18 protein-coding genes are annotated in these 20,589 nt (G+C 60.5%); 3 read left to right on the top strand and 15 right to left on the bottom strand.

Features of this window, described 5'->3' with window-relative positions; translation table 11 throughout:
* Nucleotides 1-43: 43 nt before the first annotated feature.
* The 3 genes from pulA to BMX80_RS12475 all read right to left on the bottom strand — a co-directional run bounded on the left by pulA (nucleotide 44) and on the right by BMX80_RS12475 (nucleotide 5,366).
* Nucleotides 44-3,157, bottom strand: a complete 3,114-nt coding sequence (gene pulA / locus BMX80_RS12485; protein WP_074869012.1) for a pullulanase-type alpha-1,6-glucosidase — start codon at nucleotides 3,155-3,157, stop codon at nucleotides 44-46.
* Between the two features lie 171 nt (nucleotides 3,158-3,328).
* Entirely contained in the window at nucleotides 3,329-3,976 is a 648-nt protein-coding gene (locus tag BMX80_RS12480; RefSeq protein ID WP_074869009.1) for a ParA family protein, read from the bottom strand.
* A 76-nt stretch (nucleotides 3,977-4,052) separates the two neighbouring features.
* A complete protein-coding gene (locus tag BMX80_RS12475; protein WP_074869006.1) occupies nucleotides 4,053-5,366 on the bottom strand; it encodes a DEAD/DEAH box helicase in 1,314 nt (437 codons plus the stop codon).
* Between the two features lie 102 nt (nucleotides 5,367-5,468).
* On the opposite strand from BMX80_RS12475, the gene BMX80_RS12470 reads away from it, so the two are divergent.
* On the top strand, nucleotides 5,469-6,281 hold the full coding sequence (locus tag BMX80_RS12470; protein ID WP_074869003.1) for a penicillin-binding transpeptidase domain-containing protein: 813 nt from the start codon (nucleotides 5,469-5,471) through the stop codon (nucleotides 6,279-6,281).
* Here the strand turns inward: BMX80_RS12470 and BMX80_RS12465 are convergent.
* The 11 genes from BMX80_RS12465 to BMX80_RS12415 all read right to left on the bottom strand — a co-directional run bounded on the left by BMX80_RS12465 (nucleotide 6,278) and on the right by BMX80_RS12415 (nucleotide 19,250).
* On the bottom strand, nucleotides 6,278-7,252 hold the full coding sequence (locus tag BMX80_RS12465; protein WP_074869000.1) for an FAD-binding oxidoreductase: 975 nt from the start codon (nucleotides 7,250-7,252) through the stop codon (nucleotides 6,278-6,280). The genes BMX80_RS12470 and BMX80_RS12465 overlap by 4 nt on opposite strands.
* 3 nt (nucleotides 7,253-7,255) lie before the next feature.
* A complete protein-coding gene (locus BMX80_RS12460; protein WP_074868997.1) occupies nucleotides 7,256-7,621 on the bottom strand; it encodes a group I truncated hemoglobin in 366 nt (121 codons plus the stop codon).
* A 34-nt stretch (nucleotides 7,622-7,655) separates the two neighbouring features.
* Nucleotides 7,656-7,994 carry a c-type cytochrome gene (locus BMX80_RS12455; protein ID WP_074868996.1) on the bottom strand — a complete coding sequence of 113 codons (339 nt, stop codon included), beginning with the start codon at nucleotides 7,992-7,994 and terminating at the stop codon, nucleotides 7,656-7,658.
* Between the two features lie 10 nt (nucleotides 7,995-8,004).
* A complete protein-coding gene (locus BMX80_RS12450) occupies nucleotides 8,005-8,574 on the bottom strand; it encodes a Tll0287-like domain-containing protein (RefSeq protein ID WP_074868993.1) in 570 nt (189 codons plus the stop codon).
* Nucleotides 8,575-8,604: 30 nt separating this feature from the next.
* Nucleotides 8,605-9,978: a cytochrome c3 family protein gene (locus BMX80_RS12445; protein WP_074868990.1), complete on the bottom strand. Its 1,374-nt coding sequence runs from the start codon at nucleotides 9,976-9,978 to the stop codon at nucleotides 8,605-8,607.
* A gap of 9 nt (nucleotides 9,979-9,987) precedes the next feature.
* A complete protein-coding gene (locus tag BMX80_RS12440) occupies nucleotides 9,988-11,997 on the bottom strand; it encodes an FAD-dependent oxidoreductase (RefSeq protein ID WP_074868987.1) in 2,010 nt (669 codons plus the stop codon).
* A gap of 449 nt (nucleotides 11,998-12,446) precedes the next feature.
* Nucleotides 12,447-14,780, bottom strand: coding sequence for a M48 family metallopeptidase (locus tag BMX80_RS12435; protein WP_083394325.1), 2,334 nt, complete (start codon nucleotides 14,778-14,780; stop codon nucleotides 12,447-12,449).
* A gap of 153 nt (nucleotides 14,781-14,933) precedes the next feature.
* Nucleotides 14,934-15,536 carry a nucleotidyltransferase family protein gene (locus BMX80_RS12430; RefSeq protein ID WP_074868980.1) on the bottom strand — a complete coding sequence of 201 codons (603 nt, stop codon included), beginning with the start codon at nucleotides 15,534-15,536 and terminating at the stop codon, nucleotides 14,934-14,936.
* Nucleotides 15,536-16,540, bottom strand: coding sequence for an XdhC family protein (locus tag BMX80_RS12425; protein ID WP_074868979.1), 1,005 nt, complete (start codon nucleotides 16,538-16,540; stop codon nucleotides 15,536-15,538). The genes BMX80_RS12430 and BMX80_RS12425 overlap by 1 nt, the downstream gene beginning before the upstream one ends.
* A gap of 2 nt (nucleotides 16,541-16,542) precedes the next feature.
* The gene (locus BMX80_RS12420) at nucleotides 16,543-18,744 is read right to left on the bottom strand and encodes a xanthine dehydrogenase family protein molybdopterin-binding subunit (protein WP_074868976.1); all 2,202 of its coding nucleotides are present in this window, start codon (nucleotides 18,742-18,744) and stop codon (nucleotides 16,543-16,545) included.
* Nucleotides 18,741-19,250 (bottom strand): (2Fe-2S)-binding protein, encoded by a 510-nt coding sequence (locus tag BMX80_RS12415; RefSeq protein ID WP_074868973.1) that lies wholly within the window; start codon nucleotides 19,248-19,250, stop codon nucleotides 18,741-18,743. Before BMX80_RS12415 ends, BMX80_RS12420 begins: the two co-directional genes overlap by 4 nt.
* A 143-nt stretch (nucleotides 19,251-19,393) precedes the next feature.
* Here BMX80_RS12415 and BMX80_RS12410 point away from each other — a divergent pair, with 143 nt between their 5' ends.
* Both BMX80_RS12410 and BMX80_RS12405 read left to right on the top strand, forming a co-directional pair.
* Complete coding sequence (locus BMX80_RS12410) at nucleotides 19,394-19,819, top strand: MerR family transcriptional regulator (RefSeq protein WP_074868971.1); 426 nt, start codon at nucleotides 19,394-19,396, stop codon at nucleotides 19,817-19,819.
* 65 nt (nucleotides 19,820-19,884) lie between these two features.
* Nucleotides 19,885-20,244, top strand: coding sequence for a hypothetical protein (locus tag BMX80_RS12405; protein WP_139214122.1), 360 nt, complete (start codon nucleotides 19,885-19,887; stop codon nucleotides 20,242-20,244).
* Between the two features lie 122 nt (nucleotides 20,245-20,366).
* Here the strand turns inward: BMX80_RS12405 and BMX80_RS12400 are convergent.
* Nucleotides 20,367-20,589 (bottom strand): transposase (locus BMX80_RS12400; RefSeq protein ID WP_139214120.1); only part of this gene is annotated, 223 nt, incomplete at its 5' end.

Genomic DNA, 20,589 nt, shown 5'->3' with positions numbered 1-20,589 from the left:
GCTATCACGGAGCCAGCCTTCCTTGGCGGGCTCCGCTGAGCGGTTAGCGGCGCTGCTCGGGCAGTACAAACACCGCAGCGGTTAGCGGCGGCACGTTAAACACACCGTTGCTGACGTTAGCACTCTGGGTGATGGCGTCGCTGTTGGTTTGCAGTGGATGCAGGCGGAAGCCGGGCAGGGCGCCGGGGATGGCGACTGGTGCGTTGCTGGCGTTAAGAATCACCATCAAGCCTTCGTAGCGGCGGTCGAGATTGCGCCCTGCGCCGCGGCTGTCATCCAAGCTAAAAGCCACCACACCGGGGATTTGCTCCGGGCCGGTGTTGTGGAAGGCCAAGCGGCGCTGTACTTCGCGGGCATTGGCCAAGCTAAACAGCGGGCTTGAGTGGCGAATGCGCAGCAAGGTTAAGAACTGTTGGCGCGCCGCCTCGATAGCTACGCTGTCCGGCGCGGCTTGCGGGTCGGCGATGATCTGGCGAATCAGCGGCCAGTTGTCGCCGTCTTTGTCGGCACGCGGCAGGCCCTTGTTCCAGTTGCTCTGCTGGTAGCTGAAATCCACCGCGTTATACCAATCGCCAGAGTCATAACTGTCGCGCTCCATGGATTTAGAGCGCAGCAGGTCTGAGCCCATATGGATAAACGGTATGCCTTGGCTCAACAGTGGCACAGCGAGGCCAAGCACTTGTAAGCGCACGCGCTCGGGCAGGGTTAGGCTGCTGGCGAGCTTGTACTGGTTGATGTCCCACAGGGTTTGGTTGTCGTGCTTGGACACATAGTTGATGGTTTCTTGCGGGTCTTGGGTATAACCCGCCGGCTGGCCGTTGTAATCGATTTGCCTGCCGGTTTTCACGCTGCCATCGGCAGTCACCAGTGGGTAGTCGCGCAGGCCACCAGCAATGCCGATGCGCAGCCAGTCGAGCGTGCGCAGCAGTTGGGCTTTTTCTGCTTCGCTGGCGCTGTTGTGCTCGTTAGGGATGACGAACAGGCCGTTGGCAAAGCCCTGATTGCGTCGCAGGCTGTCGCCGCCATCAAACGGGCCGCCGCCACGTACCGCATCGCGTTGGCGATCGTTAAAAGTGCCGATGCCGGTGCCGGCCATGTTCAGCTGGGTGGCGTTGATGCCGCGCGCATCGTTGGCCACTTCGCCAAAGTTCCAGCCTTCGCCATAGAAGTAAGTGTCGCGGTCGACTTGCTGCACCGCACGCAGCGCGCGCTTGAGATTGCGGCGCATGTGGTGGCCCATTAGGTCAAAACGGAAGCCGCGCACCTTGTAATCGCGCGCCCAGACCTTGAGCGAGTCGATCATCAGCTTTTCCATCATCGCGTGTTCGCTGGCGGTGTTGTCGCAGCAGGTCGAGCGCTCCACAGCACCGGTCAGCGGATGACGGCGGTGATAGTAGCCGGGGACGATTTTATCCAGCACCGACTGCTCGCCAAGGCCCGAGGCATGGGTGTGGTTGTAGACCACGTCCATCACCGTGCTTAAGCCTTGCTGGTTAAGCGCCATGACCATCTGGCGGAACTCGCGGATGCGCGTTACGCCGTCGGCATCGCTGGCGTAGCTGCCTTCGGGCACTGTGTAGTGGTAGGGGTCGTAGCCCCAGTTAAAGCCGTCCACGTTGCGCAGCACGCTGTGCAGCGCTTGCGCCTCGGGGCCGGCGGGGTCAAAGCGCTCCAGCGCTTGGCGAATGGTGCCGCTGTTGCAGTAGCTGGCCCAATCTTCGGCAGCTTGCGGCGATAGCTCGCAGAGCTTGCTGAAGCTGTCATCCAGATTGACCTGCTGGGCGGGGTTTTCATCCACCGTGGCAATGTCGAACGCCGGTAGCAGCTGAATATGCGTTAAGCCCGCCTCAGCCAATGTTTGCAAGTGACGCATGCCGTGGCTTTGCGTTTGCGTAAAGGCCAAGTATTTGCCGCGCTGCTCGGCCGCGACGCTGGCATCGCTGGCGCTGAAATCGCGGATATGGGTTTCGTAAATCACGCTGGCCTCAGGGGTTTTCTGTGCCAGGCGTTTTACGTTGTCCCAGCCGCTGGGCTTTAGATCGCTGTCGTCCAAATCCACCACTTGGACGTAGCGACTGTTCTGCGCCAAGCTAAGGGCATAAGGGTCGGTCACTAAGGTGGTTTCGATCTGCCCGCTGCTGGGGTGATAGGCGCTGACCTCGTATTGGTAGAAGGCGCGATCTAGTCTGCGCGGGCCTACATAGCGCCATACGCCGTGGTATTCGCGCAGGGTGACGGGGCTGTCGGCCAGCGGCTGCTTGTTGGCATCAAACAGATGCAAGCGCACGTTTTGCGCCGTGGGCGCCCACAGGCGGAACACCACGCCGTGATGACCCACTTGGCTGCCTAGCTTGCCGCGATAGCGGTACAGGTGATCGAGCACGCCGGGAGTCTGCACTTGGCTGACAAACTCGATCGCGTCTTGCTGGTAGCCCACCACTAACAGCTGGCTTTTTAGCGCTGCGCGGATGGCCGCTGGCTTGCCTGCCACGCGATACACGCTGTGGCCGACTAAGTGCGGAAAGCGCTTGGCGAGGCGTTCGCTCAAGCTGCTCGGCGTAAGGCTTAAGCGCTCGCCACCGCTGATGCTGCGCGCTTGGCCGTCGACGTTAATGCTCGCATCGCTGGCGTAACGTAGCTCCAGCTGTTCGGCGTTGTGCGGCCCGTAGACCACTAAGGTGCGCGCATCTAGCCAATGGCCGCGCGCGCCGTCGATGGTCAGCGGCGCCGGGCCAATCGGCTCGGGCGACAAGGTGCTGCTGCCGCTAACGCTAAACACCCGCTTACCGAGGCTGCTAAAGCGCCACTGCAAGTCGTTGCCGCCTAAGTCTTTGTCGTTGCCCTTGTGCATGATCAGGTTCAGGCAGCTGGCATCGCTAAGCAGCGGAATACGGTAATAGGCGCCGTGTTCGGCATCCACACCGCTGGCCGGGTGCGGCTGGCTCCAGTCGGTGGCCACCGCACTGCCGCTACAGCTGCCGGTATTCCACAGGTGTAAGCCCCAGCCGTCGTACTGGTTGTCGTCGCGTTGGTAATAGAGGATGGCCTCGTCAGGGCCGGGTTCGATGAGGGCGGCGTGCCCGCTGAGGCTGGTCAGCCCCACAGCAGCGAGCGCCAGCCACTTGCACAGCCGATGGGGCTGGGTAAGCGGGGTCATGGCACTTTCCTTTTTATGTTTGTTGTTAAGTCAGGGTGCAGCGTGAGCATGCTGCAGCGCCTGTGCCGGCGCGGCATCCTCTGGCGGGAGGGGGGAGAGGGCGTAGTGGTACGGCGTATGACCGATTGGTCAGATTAGTAGCGCATGGCCAGTAACCGGTAGAGCGGCCTGTTAGGCCTGGATGGCTTGTGGCGCTGGGTTATAGCTCGGGTCTAACCAAGCCAGCAGCGCATGCCACTGGGCTAGGTCGTTGCGCACGCGGTAGGCGGGTAGGTCGAAGATGCTCACGCCGTGGTCCATAGCGCGCACGTAGTTTTGCGTGTCGCGAATGCTGGCTACTAGCGGCAGGCGCATTTTTTCCAGTAATTCGTGCAGGCGGCGGGCGTATTCGGTATTGCCGCGTACGCGGTTGGCCACTAAGCCCACCTCGATGCCGCCTTTGGCCAGATCAGCCAAGTTCAGCGCCATTAAAAAGCGCAGGCTGGCTTTGATGTCGCTGGGTGAGGGTAGGATGGGCACCAGCAGCTTGTCGCCGGCTTTCAACACTTGCCATACCGCCTGCGGGGCGATGGCGGCGGGCATGTCGCCGACTAACACGTCATAGGGTTCTTTAGGTAGCGGTGCTTGCCACGCGGGGTGAATGGTCAGCGGCGCGCAGCCGGCGGGGCGATTTTGCAGCCAATCGCTGGCCGAGCGCTGAGGGTCGTAATCGGCCAGCAACACGCGCTGGCCTTGCGCAGCAAAGTGGCTGGCGATTTGTGTGGCCAAGGTGGTTTTGCCGCAGCCACCCTTGGCATTGGCAACCAGAATGCGTTTCATCGTGGGCTTCCTGCCCCGCTGGGGCGGCTCCTGCATTTGGCTTTAGGTTAGCCCATTGGTGCAGGCTTGCCGGCGGCTATTTGGGCTTTTTCTTGGCGAAAATGGGCTTGCCGCGTACCGCGCGCGCCGGTTTTGGCGGCTCGTCAAACCAAGTGCCTAAGTGCACTTTGCCGCTGATCATCTTGTCGGAGGCTTTCTGCTTGGGCTTTTTCGGCTTCTTCTGCGCCATGCCATCGTGGGTGAGTGGCACGCGGTGGCTAGGGCTGAAGTCGGGGTCTTCTTTGCGCGTTAGGGTTTGCTTGAGTAAGCGCTCGATGGCCGCCAGTTGCTCGACTTCATCGGCGCACACCAGCGAGATCGCTTCGCCTTGGCTGCCAGCACGGCCACTGCGGCCGATACGGTGAATGTAATCTTCGGCCACGGTGGGCAGGTCGTGGTTGATCACCAAGGGCAGGTCGGGGATATCCAGCCCGCGCGCGGCCACGTCGGTGGCGACCAGCACTTGCAGCTCTTCATCGCGAAACGCCTGTAGCGCCTTCATGCGTGACGGTTGTGGCTTGTCGCCGTGGATGGTGTCGCACGCAATGCCCGCTTCGCGCAGTTGCTGGCCCACCTGCTCGGCGCCTTTGCGGGTTTTCACAAATACCAAGAGTTGCTCGGCCGGGCGTTGGCGCAGCAGGTGCAGCAGCAGCTCGCCCTTGCGCTTTTTATCCACCGGAATCAGCCACTGCTTAACCGACTGCGCGGCGGTGTTGCGCGGGCTGACTTCCACGGTGAGCGGGTTGTTCAGGCGCTTGTTGGCAAGCGTGCGGATTTCGTCCGAGAAGGTCGCCGAGAACAGCAAACTCTGCCGTTTACGCGGCAGGCTGGCGAGAATTTCCGCCAGCTCTAGGGAGAAGCCTAAGTCGAGCATGCGGTCGGCTTCATCGAGCACCAGCAGTTGTAGTTGCTCGAAGCGCACGGCGTTTTGTCGGTGCAAATCCACCAAGCGGCCGGGGGTGGCCACCAGCACATCCACGCCTTTGCGCAGGCGCAGCATTTGCGGGTTGATGCTCACGCCGCCATACACGGCATAACTGCTGATCGGCAGTTGGCGGCTGTAACTTTGCACGCTGGTGAGCACTTGCTCGGCCAGCTCGCGGGTGGGCACCAGAATCAAACAGCGCACTTGATTGCCGCCCACCTTGGGGCCTTCGCAAGTCAGCTTGTGCAGCAGCGGCAGGGTAAAGGCGGCGGTTTTGCCGGTGCCGGTTTGCGCGGCGGCGAGCAAGTCGCGGCCCTGCAAGACAATCGGGATGGCCTTTTGCTGGATGGCCGTGGGGGTCTTGTAGCCCAGCTCAGCGGCGGTAGTGACCAAGGCATCCAGCAAACCTAAAGAAGAAAACGACATCGCAAAAACGCCCGCACAAAAAGAAAGCGCCATTGTACGGCATGCCGTGAGCATGGTGCCGAGGGTAAGCTAAGCGGCGGCAAAGAAACCTAGGGGGCGCCGATGGGCCTGCATATTAAGCGTAATAACACCCGGCTGGCGGCGGCTATCAGCCTGCTGTTCGTGCTGCTCTCGAGCATCGCGCAGGCCGACAGCCACACGTTGGCGCAGCCGTTTGATGCGGCTAAGGTGCAGGGCACTTTGCTGATCGAATCGTTGGACGGCGCTACCCGCTGGGTGCACAACCCTGAGCGGGCGGCAGAGCGCTACCCAGCGGCGTCCACCTTTAAGGTGCTCAATAGCTTGATTGCCCTGCATGAGCGACTGATCAGCGGCCCCGACAGTCGCATCGCGTGGGATGGCACTGAGCATGAAATGAGCGTGTGGAACCGCGATCAGACGTTGGATAGCGCCTTTCGGGTGAGCTGCGTGTGGTGCTATCAGCGCTTGGCGCGAGCCTTGGGCCCGGCGGTTTACCCCGGCTATATCCAAGCCACCGGCTATGGTCAGTTGCGCCAGCCGTTTGTGGTGGATCAGTTCTGGCTGGATGGCTCGCTGCGCATCAGTGCGCAGGAGCAGGTGCGTTTTCTGCGTAGCGTTGTGCAGCGCCAGCCGCCGTTTAGCCCTGCCGATTACGCCAGCCTCGTGCGCTTGATGTTGCTCGAGCAAGGCGATGGCTGGCAGCTGTACGGCAAAACCGGCTGGTTTACCCGCGGCAAACCGAGCGTGGGTTGGTTTGTCGGCTATCTACAGGGCGACAAGGGGACGTGGCTGTTTGCCCTGAATATCGACACGCAAAGCGCCGCCGACTTGCCGCTGCGCCAGAGCATTGTCTTGCAGGCTTTGCGCGCTAAAGGGTTGCTGCCGGCGGGTTAAGTCTTCGTCGTGGCAAACGGCACAAAGCTATCGACCAAGATATCTGCCATGCCGGCGCCGCTTAAAAAGCATTGCTTGCGCATTTTGGCGACGAATGAGGCAGCACCGCACAGGTAAACCTGATAGCCCTTGAGGCTGGCGAAGTGGGTTTTAACGTGGGTATACACATCGCCGATGGCTACCGCTGGCGGTGTGGCTTGGTTGGCGTGTTGCGCCAGCCAAGTGATGCCCAGTTGCGGGTGTTGGGCGGCTAACGCGCTGAGTTCGTCGAGGTAGTACAAGTCGGCGCCGTTGCGTGCCGCAGCAATCAGTTGGATTGGCGCGCTGTGGCCTTGGGCTAGAGCGTCTTGCACTATGCCGCACAGCGGCGCGAGGCCGGTGCCCATGCCGATTAAGAGCAGCGCCTGGTTGGCTGGCGCGCTGTACACGCACTGGCCCAGCGGGCCTTGGATGTCGAGTGCATCGCCAACCTTAAGCTGCTCGGCCGCCCATGCAGAAAACGCCCCGTCGGGGTAGTGGCGAATGTGCAGCTCCAGCAGGTTTTGTGGGTTGGGGCTGCCGGCTAGCGAATAGCTGCGCGCCAGTTGCGCGGACTGCCAGAGGGTGACGTATTGCCCAGCCTTAAAGTCGAGTGGCGCTTCGATGCGTAAACGCAGCACACGTTGATTAAGCCATGACTTTTCCCGCACCACGCCGCTAACGCGTTGCCCGGCTTGATCCACCGCTTGCGCGCTAAGCGATGCAGGCGGCTGGCATTGGCAGCTTAAAAAGTAGTTAAGGCTTTTTTGCGCGCTGCTTAAACCGCGCTGCGTGTTAGCTGGCGGGGCCTCGTCGCTTTGCAGCAAGCAGGCCTGACACACTCCGGCGCGGCAACCGTGGGGAATGGCGTGCCCGGCGCGCAGCAGCGCGTCGAGCACGGATTCACCGTCTGCCAGAGCATAGCTTTGCCCGGCGAAGACTATCGCGGTCATCGCTTAGGCCGCCGGCGGCACGTTGAGCACATCGTCTTTTACGCTCAGACACACGGCGATGATCTCGTCGATGTGCTCCTGCGCCACATTCAGCTCTTTGAGCGCGGCAATGAGGTTTTCCGCCACGGCAGTAAAGTGCTCTTCGGTGAGCTTCATATGCGCATGGGCTTTGCGCATGTCGGCGCCGGTGTAGTGGTTGGGGCCGCCAAAGGCCATGGTCATAAAGGCCTTTTGCTTTTGGTGTTGCGAGGCCATGTCGATGCTGTCGAAGAAGTGGCTGATGCGTTCGTCCATCAGCACGTTGCGGTAGAACACATCCACCGCCGCATTAACGGCGGCTTCACCGCCGATTTTTTCGAAAATACTCATGAGGTTTTCCTCTTATTCAACTAATCACGTGGGTCTATTCGTTGGGTAATTGCGCCAGATAAAACTCCACCACTAAGCGAATCTGCGCGTCGCTTAAGTGGGTTTTGCCGCCTTTGGCGGGCATCAGCCCGTAGCCTTCGATGGCGTGTTGCACCAGCACATCGACGCCTTGTTGGGCGCGCGGGCCCCACATCTTGGCGTTGCCGACAATCGGTGCGCCGTTGATGCCTGCGGCATGGCACACCCGGCAGTTCTGCTCATACAGCGTTTGCCCCTCGGCGAGGCGCTCACGCTGAGCGACTTCTTCGGCGCTTTCGCAGCCGGCTAAGGTGAGTAAAGCAGCGGCTAAGGTAAGGCGTGACAGGCTGTGCATGGCGGCCTCCTTAACGCGGTACGCGAATCACCACACCGCCCATGATGTCGCCGAGCTTAAAGTCGGTGCGCGGCGAGTCTTTGTGCTGGTTGTGGCAGCTGGTGCAGGCGTCGGAGACGGCGACATCCGGGTACACGGCGGTGAAGTAGCTTTTATCGCCCAAGGTTTCTTCACCGTAGAAGTTCTGCCCGGGGTTAGCGGCGATGAACTCTAAGCCTTCTTTTTCCATCGGGGTTTTCGGCGCGTTCTGGCTATTGATCGGCCAGATGGACTGCAGCGAGTAAGTGAAGTCGCTGGTCACTTCGGCCACCGCCTCGGAGCCTGCGCGGAACATCTGCGCCGGCAGCAGGGTGCCGTTGTCGAAGTCCTGCCAGTTTTCATGCGGCTTGATCACGTTGGCGCCATCGGGGCCTAAGCGCTTGACCACCAACTTGGTGTAGTTAGTGCGGTCGGCGTTCATCACCGCAAACAGCGAGTCGGTGAAGATCTTCGGTTCGATGCCTTGCGCGGCTGGCTCGTTACAACCGCTCAGACTCACAACGCTGGCAGTGATAGCCAAGGTAAGCAGTGCTTTTTTCATGGTGACGACCTCTTGGTTGAAGGAAAACGGTTACTTGGCGCGCTCGACGGCCCAATCCACCGAGGGCACATGCACGGCCGGTGGGCCGCTGAAGTTGTTGTTCAGCAGCGCTTCATCGGCCAGCGCGTCAATGGCAAAGGGCAAGCTGTGGCAGCTCATGCACACCGGGCGGAGCATTTTTTCGTTAGGGCGCAGGGTGATGTTTTGGTTGTGCAGCACGGCAACCTGCGCGGTGTTTTTACCGCTGGCGTTGGCCTCGGCCAGCTCGGCGGCGTTGCTGGTCACGCCTTGCTTGTTGGTGACCACGCGCGGTAAGTGGCAGGTGGCGCAGGTCACAGCTTCGCTCCATGGGCGTTGGCCATCCAGTGCCTGCTGGGTGATTTGGCCGTGCGGCGAGGCCCAGTAATTGGCGCTGTGTTCATCGTTATGACAGGCGAGGCACGCACTGGCGGCAGCGTGGCGGGTGTCTTGGCGGTGCGGCTGGTGACAGCTGTTGCAGCTTTGCTCGCTGTGCTGCGCTTGCTCGTGAAAGGCCAGCGCGTCGCTGTGTGCTGGGGTCATGGGGGTTAACCCAGCGGCTAAGCGCATGCCGTGTTTGCTTTGTAAGAACTCGGCGCTTTCGTCTTGGTGGCAGCTTTGGCATTGCGCCAGCGCCGGCTTGGCCAGCCACTGCCCTTGGCCGTCGTTATGGCAGCCCACGCAGCTGACTTGCGCTTGGGCGTGTGCGCTCAGCGCCCAGTCGGCGGTGATTTGCGCGTGGGCTTGTTGCTCGGCGCTGGCCTGCGCGTTGGCTTGGTTGCTCAGCGGTGGCCAGTGTTTTTGCGCGTTGCGTGCGCTGCGGTTGGGCTCGGCCAGTTGGTTGAGTGCCTTCAGCCAGTCACCTTGGGCATTGGCGACTAAGAAGTCTTCATACAGCGCGCGGTTGTCGTGGTAGTTGTGGCAACCGGCGCTGGCGCACGAGTCGAACGGCAAGTCTTTATGGCTGGCGCGGTTTTGCCCGACTTCTTTATGACAGTGGTAGCAGTAGTCATCCGGCAGGGTGACGCCCATGGCGTGGGTTTGCTCGCGTTGATGCTCGTTATGGCAGCTCACGCACTGACGGGCGTCGATGATTTGCAGCAGATCGGCGTTGCGCGGGTCGGTGAATTTCTTCCGTGGGTGCGAATCGTGTGCGGCTTTTAGCTCGTCGCCATGGCAATCCACACAAGCGTTTTGCAGCACCTCGCCACCGCCAAAGGCACTGGTATGGCAGCTGCTACAGGCCAGCTCAATCTGGTAATGGCCGTGGGTGGCTTGGCCAATCAGTAGGGCGCTTTTATTTTCGGCCAACAGCAAGGTGTGTCCGTAATAGCCGCCCAGCCCCAGCGTGATCAGCGCCCAAATGCCCCATAACCACTGCTTCATGCCGTCCCCTTAGAAGTAATACACAGTGAGGATGTGCACCGCGAGCAGCACCGGCAGCGGCCACGCGACCAGCACATGCAGCCAGTTACCTTGCTGCTGTAGGCGCCGCGCCAGCGCGGGGCTTAGTCGGTGGCTGAGGGCGCTGGCTAAGCCGGCGGCGCTGCCCAGCACCAACACCGCGAGAAAGCACAGCATCAGCCAGCGGTTAAGGTTCTCGCCTAAGTGAAAGCCGGTGTGCAGCATCAACAGCGCCGCGCCGCCAGCACCGAGCAGCCCGTGTACGATGCGCCAGTGCTTAAAACCGCCCAGCCACGCCCAGCTCAGGCGCTTGCGCAGCGACATCAAGAGGCCCACGGCGACCACGCCGAGCAGGCTGAAGCCGCTGACTTGCTTGTAGTCTTTGTCGTTCCAGATTTTTTCGAACCAGCCTTGTTGCTGCACGCTGTCGGCCAAGCTGGCCGCCGGTAGCCACACCAGCAGCGCGGCGACCAGCAAGCCGAGCAGGCTGGCGCCGAGCAGCAGCGGCCAACCATAGGTTTTCTCGCTGGCGCTTTGCCCCACCAGCTGGGCCATGAGTGGCCGACATGAGCCGCATACCGTGCCGGCGCGAGTGCTCTGACTGAGGCTGGCGACATCGTTACAGCCTTGCCGCTGTGCTTGGCGCAGGGTGTGCAATGCGACCTGATTGCACTGGCAGACCACCGCACTGGCGGGCCACTGGCGCACATCGTCGGCGCCGCTGCGCAGCCATAAGCGGCCACAGAGGAAAAACAGCAGCCATTGCCACGGCCACACACGCCGCTGGGTTTGGAAGGCTTCTTGGATGCGCGCAAATTCTGGCCACTCGCCCAGCCCAGCGGCGCCGATAATGCGCCCGCGCAGTAACACTAAGGTGCGGTAACTTTTTTGTTTGCGGCGCAGAAAACGCAGCTGGCTTTGCCGCGGGCGAAACGGCAAATCGACCACTTCGCCGAGGCTAACCACTTGCTCGTTAACCACTTTCAGGCGGCTTACGGTGGTCGAGCCCTGATAGCGCGCGCCGCCGCCGGCAAGGCTTTCGGCCAGCACGGCCGCTTGCTCTAGGCCCGGCGCGGCTAAGCCGTAGGTTTGCCCGCGATGCTCGCAGCACTCACCAATCGCGTAGATATCCGGGTGCGAGGTCTGCAGCGCATCATTCACGCGGATCCCCGTACCAACGCGCAGGCGCGCCTGATACGCCAGCTCGATATTCGGTTTGATGCCGGTGCACAGCAGCACGCTGTCACAGGCGATCTGCGCGCCATCTAAGGTGCGCACGCCCGTCACACGCGCCTCGCCAAGCACTTCGCGCACCCCAGCGTGGAGCAGAATATCCACCCCTTGGGCGCGCAGTTGTTGCTCCAGAAGGTGCGCGGCGGTGGCATCCAGCTGGCGATTCATCAGGTGCGGCGCTTGTTGAATCAGCGTGACCTTAGTGTGCAAGCGGGCCATCGCCTTGGCCGCTTCAATGCCCAATACGCCACCGCCGACCACCACCAAATGCCGACTGCGCGTGGTGCGCGAGGCGAGCAACTGCGCGTCGTGCATGCGCCGAAAGGTAAATACGCCGGGCAGCTGCACGCCGGGAATATTCGGTACGTGAGCACGTGCGCCGGTGGCGATCACCAGATGGTCAAAGCGGTATTTCTCCCCGCAGCTGTCTTCGAGGCGCTTGGTCAGCGGGTCGATGGCGATGATGGTGGCTGAGTGCAGGCGAAAGTGTGGGTGCTGGGCGGGGTCGGGCAGGGGTAAGTCCAGTGCCTCGGGCGAAGTCTGCCCAGCCAGTAAGTTGGAAAGCTGTACGCGGTTATACGGGCGATGCGGCTCGTTGCTGAACACCTCGACCTGCGCTAACGGGCGGCGCTTAAGCAGCTCATCGACAAAGCGCATGCCGACCGGCCCGCCGCCAATCACCAACACCCGGCCCAGAGCGTCCGGTGGTGCGCTGGCGCTATTGGCCATGGCGTTGTGTGCGAGTGCATCGGTGCTGACTGCGTGCATGCTGCTCCGTCCTGCGTAAGGCTATCGGTTCGGTGCAGTGCTGCGTCGCCTCTGGCGATTAGCAGCAAGGCTCCCCCAGAAAGGCTTCAGCTCGTCCGTGAGCTGTGACCCGCGCCCGCTCACAGTCGCCGCCGCCTCTGTCACATCCATGATCAGAGCTGTATGGCGCCTGTGAGCGAGCACTGTGGTTTCAGCAGGTTGTGTGCCAGCCTGTTAAAAGGCCTTATAAAGCAGAAGGTTATCGGCGTTTTGCGGTGTTTTTGGCGGGTGCTTAAAGCGCTGCGGATGAACGGCGATGGGGCTTTTTAGCGAGGCAAATGAGCCTGTGTGCGCAAAATCGGGGCGCAATGGGCGGCTAAATAGCTGCCTGGTTGCTAGCTAAAAGATGCCAGCCGTTGCCGTATGAACGGCTGGCTCAAAATTAGCTCAGTTGTCTAGCCGCAGCTGTATTACGGCTTGTACAACAGCCCAAACAAAATAGTGCCGCCAACGATGCCGCCTGCAATCAGAAGACGGGACAAGGTAGGCAGCAACCCTTGGGCTAATTGAAAGCGGTTCCAGAGGTCGAGCTTCTGTTGCAGAACGTGCTCGTTGCCCGGTAGTAGCGTTAAGTAGTCTTCTGGCGTGCTGGCGCTTGCCGGTGCGTCGGTAAGCAGCACGTCTGCATCGATAATGGCGTGATGCAGTGTCTGCTCGGCTTCAATGATTTCTTCCAACGTGACATCACTGATGTAGTCGAGTAAGCCAGCGATATTGCTGATCTCTTGGCTGGCTGCGGGGCACCAATCGGCCCAATTCTTTTCGCTGACATTGAGCAAATTGAACTGTGGAATTTGTTCCTTCCAGCGATCAATGCCCAGCTTCTCTAGGGTGCTGGCGGTGGGGCGCAGCGTTTGTAGCGTGCTGGCCACTTCGCGGAGTACCGCTTCTACCTGTTTGGCCACACGAATCATGCGGCGCTTCTCGAAAAAGCCAATTTGCTTATCGGCGGTAATCACCAGCCAGGTGTTGGTTAGCAAGGCTTGCTCGTTATGTGCCACTGCCGCGAGGTGGCTCGTGCAATGCAGCAGTTTGTTTAAGCTGAGCAGGTAGCTATACCAGCCTTGGTCGAGTTGTTCGGCCGCTTGTAGATAGGCGCGGCGGCAGCTGGCGTCATGTTGCTTGAGTTGTTCGGCAAGCGTGCTGCGCTCTACTTTTAGTTCGCTGATGGCGGTAGGGATTTGCTCTTTTTTAAGCTCTTCTCCGCGATGGCGAATAACGCCTCCAGAGGGTTTTAACTGGCCACTGCGCAGCCCTTCGAGGGTGGCGATTTCAATATCAAGGTCGCGTTCTTGTTTGAGCAGGTCTTTTAGCGATGAGGGGTAGAGCTGCGCAATGGAGGCTTGCGGGGTTGCAGCGATCTCGCCACAGCTGAGCAATTCATCCATTGAGCTGAAATTACGTAAGGGGGCGCGACCGAGGTAGTTGCCGAGGTATTTAGGCGCCAATGAGGCAAAGGCGAAACGCTTCATAACCGCGTCTTTGGCGGCAATGACCTCCATCTCGTCACGCTTTTCGGCGTTGTAAAAGCTTTGCGAAATGCTGCTTCTAACCTGCGCCGGTTCGTTGAACAGTGTCCACGCCGAGCGTTCTTCAATCGGCGCGGCGACATAAATGCGCTTGGCATTGTCTTCACGGTCGCGGTTGGCTGGGTGAGTTGCCCACATTTGCGGTGGACGGGCGCTTTGCTCGGAAAACACGCGGTGCTCGGCCGGGTTAGTGTCTGTGGGGGCTAGCGGCGTGGCGCCGTAGCTTTGGTCGTCGAGCACATGGCGCATGGCTTCCATGGCAACGCGCTGAGCACTAAACAAATCGGCAATGCGTTGGCCATTGCGGCTTTCGCGCTCGGCCACGTTGAGTGCGGTTTGCCAAGCGTGGTCGGCGGCTTGCAGTTTATGCAGGGCGTTAACCAAAGCGTCTGAGCCGGTCACAGATACCGCTACTAGGTCGGCGTTAAATTCCATTTCGCGGCTAAGTGCCCGCTCGGCCATCACCACCAGCGAAAAGAGCGTGTCAACCACGGCACGAATCGACCAAATAACGATGCTTAGCAGCCAGCCAAACCACGCGATACGCAGGTCAATGGAGCCGATAAACTTGACCAACTTATCTAGCCAGTCACGCGTGGCAACCATGTGGCCGATGATTTGATGGGCGATATATACCCAGCGACCCACCATCATGGAGCGCTGCGCAAAGTGGCCAAACTCGTGGGCCAGCACGGCTTTCATTTCGCCCAACGACAGCACGTTTACTAGGCCAAGGCCGATGATGAGGTTCTTTTTCGAGGGGAAGAACAAGTTAAGCAGCGAGAGGTCGTAAGACACGGCCGCGTTGACATCGGGGGTCAGAAATACGCGATGCGGGCGTGGTGCGCCGATTTCATCAGCAAGCCGATAAATAAGGCTGAACAGTGCGGGTTGCTCTTGCTCGGTCACTTCCATCCCGTCGGTGTTGCCAGCCCGTTTAACGGCAAACAGTGACTTGGCCATAAATAGGGTAAGAATGGCCGCACAGGGCAGAATCACGATGCTGCGAATCACGTCGTCGCGGCCTTCGTGCAAGGCGCTGGCGCTGGCCCAGGTGATCCATGCAAAGCAGCCCAAGAGCGCGAAGTAGGCCAGCATAAAAAACGTTAAGCCCAGCATGGCGAGCCAAACGTGGCGTTTGTAGCTTGCGTTGGGGCGGGTGAGATTGTCGGGTACTTGCGCAGGGCCAGCGGGATAGACAGTGGATATGTCCACAAAAACCTCCATGTTTGTGTCTTGTTGTGCTTGAACGCTGGCGAATTTTATAAGCCTTTTCCGCCTTAGGTAAATTGGCCTCAGTCGGCGCGGCAGCGGGCATTAAGGCAAGAGTGATACGGCGCAGCTTGCGCGGTAGTAGAGCAGTGTTGCTTAGTGCAGGTCGGCCGGTACGTCGATATCCCGCAGCACGCCGCTGTCGTCGGTGTCGAGCAGTTGCACGTCGCAGGACTTAGCCTGTTTAAACAGTTTGGCCGCGCCGCTATCGCCGCTGAGGGCCATTAGCTCGGCGCGGTAGCGTTGCGGCAGGGCGCAGGGATGGCCGTGGGTGTGCTGGTTTAAGCGGGTGCGTAGCAGGCGCTGGGTGTGGGTGGGTTGCTTGAGTTGCTGGTTGAGCGCGGCACGTATAGAGGAGTAGGTGGCGGGCTGAATAAACGGCATATCGCCCAGCCCGACCAGCCAATACGCCGCGTTGGGCCGTGCGGCTACGCCAGCTTTTAGACTGCTGCTAAGGCCGGTTAAGTGCTCGGGGTTCGGCAGCACAGTGAAGCCTTCTGCGCTCAACAGCGCCTGAAGGGCGTGATCATTCGGGCGCACTACGCAGAGCAGTTCATCCACCTGCGCAGCCAGCTGGCGCGCGGCCTGAAGGCCAATGGGCGTGCCATCGGCCAGCGGCTGCAACAGTTTATCGCCGCCAAAACGGCTGCCTTGCCCTGCGGCTAATAGCAGGCCGATCACTGGGTTATCGGGCGTCATTAACCGGCGGCCAGGCTGCACACAGGGCTCGCGGCTGGCTCGGCTGGGGCCAGCTGCGCGCGTAAGTCGATGCCGTTTTTCAGCGCGACAATCTCGGCCATGATCGCCAGCGCGATCTCGGCCGGGGTCTTGCTGCCTAGCGGTAAACCCACCGGGCCGGCCAAGCGCGCCACTTCGGCGGCGCTAAAGCCTAAGTGCTCTTGCAAGCGTTGGCGGCGCGCTTGGTTGTTGGCGTGACTGCCCAGCGCGCCAACATAAAATGCCGGGCTTTTTAGCGCTTGCAGCAGGGCCATGTCGTCCACGCGCGGGTCGTGCGCCACGGTGACAATCGCGGTGCGTGGGTCGATGTTCAGCCCGGCAATCACATCATCCGGGTAGCCTTCGGTCAGCGGCAGATGGGTGAGCGGCCAGTTGCTGCGGTAGTCCGGGCGCGGGTCGCTTACTGTTACGGCAAAGCCCAGCGCGCCGGCCATCTCGGCCAGATAACGCCCCGTTTCGCCAGCGCCGACAATCACTAAGTGCCACACCGGGCCAAACACGTTGCACCAGTGTTGGCTGCTCAGCTTAGGCGCCACTTGGCCGCGATAGGCGTGGCGCTCGCTGGCGCCGCTGGTTAGGCAGGTCTGCCTGAGCACCGCGCGGCGCTGCTCTAGTTCGCCGATCAGCGCTTGCACTTCGCTGATGTCATTCAACGGCTCGGCCACCAACTGCAGCACGCCGCCGCACGGCAGGCCAAAGCGGTGCCGCTCGGTGGCGGTTTCGCCATAGCGAATCAGCTGCGGCGCGTGCACCGGTTGCTGCACTAGGCGCTCGATCAGGTCCTCTTCTACGCAGCCGCCGGAGACACTGCCAAAGAATTGCCCGTCGCTGCTCACCGCCAGCAGCGAGCCGACCTGGCGGGGCGAGGTGCCCCACGTGGCCGCCACGCTGACCAGGGTGATCGCATGGCCTTGCTGCAAGCAGCGCAGGCTGCCTTGCAGTACCGTGAGTTGCGAGTCGTGCATGGTTAGCTCGCCAGTTTCAGCGGCAGGCTGCGCAGGCGCTGGCCGGTGAGGGCAAACAGCGCGTTGGCTACCGCAGCGGCAATCGGCGGGGTGCCGGGTTCGCCAACGCCGGTGGGCGGCTCGTTGCTATCGATGATGTGCACGTCAATCTCCGGCGTTTGCGGCATGCGCAGCACGGGGTAGTCGTGGAAATTACTTTGCTGCACCACGCCGTCTTTTAAGGTGATTTCGCCGTGCAGCGCTGCGGTAAGGCCGAAGAGGATGCCGCTTTCCATCTGCGCTTTGACTACATCGGGGTTCACCACGCGGCCGCAGTCCACCACGCAGACCACCTTGTGTACGCGGATGGCGCCGTTCTCTAGCGACACCTCGGCCACCTGCGCTACTGAGCTGGCGAAGGAGTTATGCGCCGCCACGCCCAAGCGGCGCTCACTGTTGCCCGCCTTCGGCCAGCCGGCTTTTTCGGCGGCGACTTTCAGCGCGTTGGCTAAGCGCGGATTGCCGCTTAAGTGCTGCAAACGGTAGGCGACCGGGTCTTGCTCGGTGGCCACGGCTACTTCATCAATCATCGACTCTTTAAAGAAGCCGCTAAAGCTGTGCCCCACGCTACGCCAGAAACCGCACGGCAGGCCGGGGTCGACGGTCACGTGCTCTACGGCTTTGTGGCTGGCGTCGTAGTCTTCATACAGGCCTTCGACGCTGGAGTGGTCGAGGCTCCAGCCGTCATACAGGCCGTAGCCGGCCTTGCTCATCCAATTGACCATGCCGTTGGGCAAAAAGCCCGGGGCCATGGCGTCCAGCGCTTCGTCCACGGTGTAGGCCATGATGTTGGGGCCGGCGCGGCGCACCTGCCAGGTGTCGATGCGCCCGTCGTCGGTTAGGCCGATGGCAAAGCGCGCCATGGCGGCAGGGCGGTAAAGGTCGTGGCGGGTGTCGTCTTCGCGGCTCCAGATCAGTTGCACTGGCACGCCGCTGGCCTTGGCGATGGCCACGGCTTCGCCAACGTAGTCCGACGCGGTACGGCGACCAAAACCGCCGCCTAAGAAGGTGCTGTGGATGCGGATTTTGCTCTTGCTGATGCCGCTATAAAACGCCGCCAAGCCCTGCGCGAGGCCCGGCGATTGGCTGCCGACCCAAACGTCCATCTCGCCGTCGGCGATTTTTACCGTGCAGTTCATTGGCTCCATGGTGGCGTGGGCAAGGTAGGGTGCCCAGTAATCGGCGCGCAGCACACGGCTGGCGGGGTTCAGTGCCTTGCTGCCATCGCCTTGCTTAAAGGCTTCGTGGGATTTGTCCGCATCCAATGCTTGGGCGAACTGCGCTTGGCCTTCAGCGGAAGAAAACTGGCTGAGTTTCTCCGGCAGCTGCCAGTCGATCACCAACTTGGCGGCGGCCAGTTTGGCTTGATAGTAGTGCTCGGCCACCACGGCCACGCCGTTATGAATGCTCACCACATGGGTGACGCCAGGCATACCGCGCGCGGCGCTGTCGTCCACTCTGTTCACTGTGCCGCCAGCCACCGGGCAGCGCACCAGCACGGCACGCTGCAAGCCGGGGAAGTCGATATCTAAACCAAACTCGGCGGTGCCGGTGGCTTTAGCGTGGCCATCCAAACGCGGGCGCTGCTTGCCGATGTATTTAAATTCGCTGGGCTCTTTCAGGGCGACATCTTGGGGTGTTTCTAGCTGCGCAGCCACGGCGACCAGCTCGGCGTAGGGCGTTTTCTGCTCGCCATGCAGCACATAGCCGTTGTCGGTGCGCAGTTGCTCGCGCGGCACGCCCAGCTGCTGCACGGCGGCTAATAACAGCAGCGCACGGGCATCGGCGGCGGCTTGGCGCAGCGGCAGGTAGCTGCCCTTCATGCTGGTGCTGCCGCCGGTGATTTGCTGGTCGTACTCGGGGTTGTTAAACGCCGTGTCGGCGGTGGCGTGATGCACGCGAATGCGCGCTGGGTCGATGTCCAGCTCCTCGCCAATCAGGGTGGTTAGGCCGTGGTAAGTGCCTTGGCCCATCTCGCTGCGCGGCAGATAAAAACTCACCTCACCGCTTTGGCTTAAGTGAATAAACGCATTGGGCTGCAAGGCGGCATTGGTGGTGCTGTTGGCGTTGACCGAGGCCGACAGCGGCAGGCCAACAATTAAACCGCCGCCCACAATGCCGAGCTGCTTTAAAAACAGGCGGCGCGCTTGGTTAGTCTGGCTCATGCTTTGGCCTCCGCTTGGCGTGGGTCGAAGGTATGCACGGCGGCGGCTGTTTGCTCTGCGGCGGCTTTAATCGCCTGCTTAATGCGCGGATACGTGCCGCAGCGGCACAGATTGCCCTGCATGGCGTTGTCGATATCCGCATCCGAAGGGGCGGGGTTGCTGTTTAACAGCGCCGTGGCGCTAATCAGCTGGCCCGATTGGCAATAACCGCACTGCGGCACGCTGTGCGCCACCCATGCCTGTTGCAGGGTAGATAGCTGCTGGCTGTCTTTATCGGCAAGCCCTTCAATGGTGGTCACCGCGCGATTAGCCACCGCCGCCACCGGCAAAATGCAGGTGCGCGTCGATTGCCCGTCCACCAACATGCTGCACGCGCCGCACAGGCCCATGCCGCAGCCAAATTTGCTGCCCTTGAGCTTGAAATGGTCGCGCACCACCCACAGCAGCGGCATATCGGCGGGCACATCGGCGTCTACGCGCTGCCCATTGAGTTGAAAGCTAATCACGGCCTGTGCCTCTTAGGTTGTTGGCCTAGCCCCGGTAACGGCGACTGGGGCTGGCGCAATTAGAATAATTACTCCAGTCTAGGCCACTCTAACCTGTTGGGTTAACCCAACAGTCAAGCCCCGTTCGGCACAATGGAGCCCGCATGCTAATCAGTGAACTGGCCAAAGCCACTGGCACCACCAAAGACACCATCCGGCATTACGACCAATTGGGTCTGCTGCTCAGTACCGAACGCCAAGCCGGCAGCCGCCGCTATAAAGACTTCAGTCGCGACAACCTAGAGCGCATTGAGCTGATCCGCTTGGCCAAATACATCGGCTTCACCCTTAACGAAATCGCCGAACAAACGCGCCGCTACTACGCCGGCGGCCTCGGCCTGCCCGAACAACTGGCCATGCTCGAAGATCGCTTAAGTGATGTGCGCGACCGCGTGCGGCAAGCGCAAGAGGTCGAGCGTTATCTGCTGAATAAAATCGAACGGTTAAAGCGTGGCGAGCTGGTGGAAGTGGCGAATTGTTTGGCGCTGCATGAGCAGGTGGGGCGGGAAGAAGGGGTGGTTGGGGGTTAGGGAATAAATCGGTCCCCTTTTTTGTTGTGGGCTAGTTCCTTTTTGGTTTGAGCAGTGATGGTGTGATGAATACGGTTGAAGAGGCTTATTGTCGGTTGGCTGCATATGTTTTAGGTTTTATTGATGGGCGGCAGTGGGAGTGTGCTGGTTGTCATATGCAAATCTTTCAAAAGATGGCGTCTGGTTCTCAATGGTTTATATATAATGGGGGAAGGGAAGAGAAAGGCGGATTTGAAAGAAATCCTAGCGCTCTCTGGGAGGGGCTGGATGCTGCTATTTATCTCCGTGATGATCTCCTTGAAAAAGATGGGAGTCGTATTTGGGGAGTTTTCTTTACTCTTTATCCTGACGGGAGATTCAATGTTGAGTATGACTACAATAAGCCAGATGATTATGAGGAAAGTGATTCTTTAGGGAAACGCTGATTTATTAAGCCTCACACCAGCACCAGTGCCGATTCGCAGCGCAAAATCAGAAAACCAGCTCGATTCCCCGCATGACTAGCGCCTTTTGGCGTTAGCGCAGCCTCCGTAGAGGCCATTTCCCGTCAGCAAGACGGATTTATCCCGTGAGCACGCATCAAATGTCGCTTGGATAGCAGCAAATTCGCGAAGCCAAACAGGCTGAACAGCTGCGCCGTGTTTTTCGTCAGACCGCGATAGCGCGTTTTGCGGTAATGAAACAGATTTTTAACCACGTGAAAGGGATGCTCGACTTTGGCGCGCACTTTGGCTTTCAGGCGTTCTATTTGCTCTTGCAACTGGCCTTCT

The organism is Atopomonas hussainii, from assembly GCF_900109735.1.
GTDB classification, from domain to species: Bacteria; Pseudomonadota; Gammaproteobacteria; order Pseudomonadales; family Pseudomonadaceae; genus Atopomonas; species Atopomonas hussainii.
This window is presented reverse-complemented; position numbering and strand designations above follow the sequence as displayed.

What these genes read in the sequence shown, in the direction of transcription:
- pulA (WP_074869012.1), bottom strand. Translation starts at nt 3,157, where the DNA reads ATGACCCCGCTTACCCAGCCCCATCGGCTGTGCAAGTGGCTGGCGCTC.
- BMX80_RS12480 (WP_074869009.1), bottom strand. Translation starts at nt 3,976, where the DNA reads ATGAAACGCATTCTGGTTGCCAATGCCAAGGGTGGCTGCGGCAAAACC.
- BMX80_RS12475 (WP_074869006.1), bottom strand. Translation starts at nt 5,366, where the DNA reads ATGTCGTTTTCTTCTTTAGGTTTGCTGGATGCCTTGGTCACTACCGCC.
- BMX80_RS12470 (WP_074869003.1), top strand. Translation starts at nt 5,469, where the DNA reads ATGGGCCTGCATATTAAGCGTAATAACACCCGGCTGGCGGCGGCTATC.
- BMX80_RS12465 (WP_074869000.1), bottom strand. Translation starts at nt 7,252, where the DNA reads ATGACCGCGATAGTCTTCGCCGGGCAAAGCTATGCTCTGGCAGACGGT.
- BMX80_RS12460 (WP_074868997.1), bottom strand. Translation starts at nt 7,621, where the DNA reads ATGAGTATTTTCGAAAAAATCGGCGGTGAAGCCGCCGTTAATGCGGCG.
- BMX80_RS12455 (WP_074868996.1), bottom strand. Translation starts at nt 7,994, where the DNA reads ATGCACAGCCTGTCACGCCTTACCTTAGCCGCTGCTTTACTCACCTTA.
- BMX80_RS12450 (WP_074868993.1), bottom strand. Translation starts at nt 8,574, where the DNA reads ATGAAAAAAGCACTGCTTACCTTGGCTATCACTGCCAGCGTTGTGAGT.
- BMX80_RS12445 (WP_074868990.1), bottom strand. Translation starts at nt 9,978, where the DNA reads ATGAAGCAGTGGTTATGGGGCATTTGGGCGCTGATCACGCTGGGGCTG.
- BMX80_RS12440 (WP_074868987.1), bottom strand. Translation starts at nt 11,997, where the DNA reads ATGCACGCAGTCAGCACCGATGCACTCGCACACAACGCCATGGCCAAT.
- BMX80_RS12430 (WP_074868980.1), bottom strand. Translation starts at nt 15,536, where the DNA reads ATGACGCCCGATAACCCAGTGATCGGCCTGCTATTAGCCGCAGGGCAA.
- BMX80_RS12425 (WP_074868979.1), bottom strand. Translation starts at nt 16,540, where the DNA reads ATGCACGACTCGCAACTCACGGTACTGCAAGGCAGCCTGCGCTGCTTG.
- BMX80_RS12420 (WP_074868976.1), bottom strand. Translation starts at nt 18,744, where the DNA reads ATGAGCCAGACTAACCAAGCGCGCCGCCTGTTTTTAAAGCAGCTCGGC.
- BMX80_RS12410 (WP_074868971.1), top strand. Translation starts at nt 19,394, where the DNA reads ATGCTAATCAGTGAACTGGCCAAAGCCACTGGCACCACCAAAGACACC.
- BMX80_RS12405 (WP_139214122.1), top strand. Translation starts at nt 19,885, where the DNA reads ATGAATACGGTTGAAGAGGCTTATTGTCGGTTGGCTGCATATGTTTTA.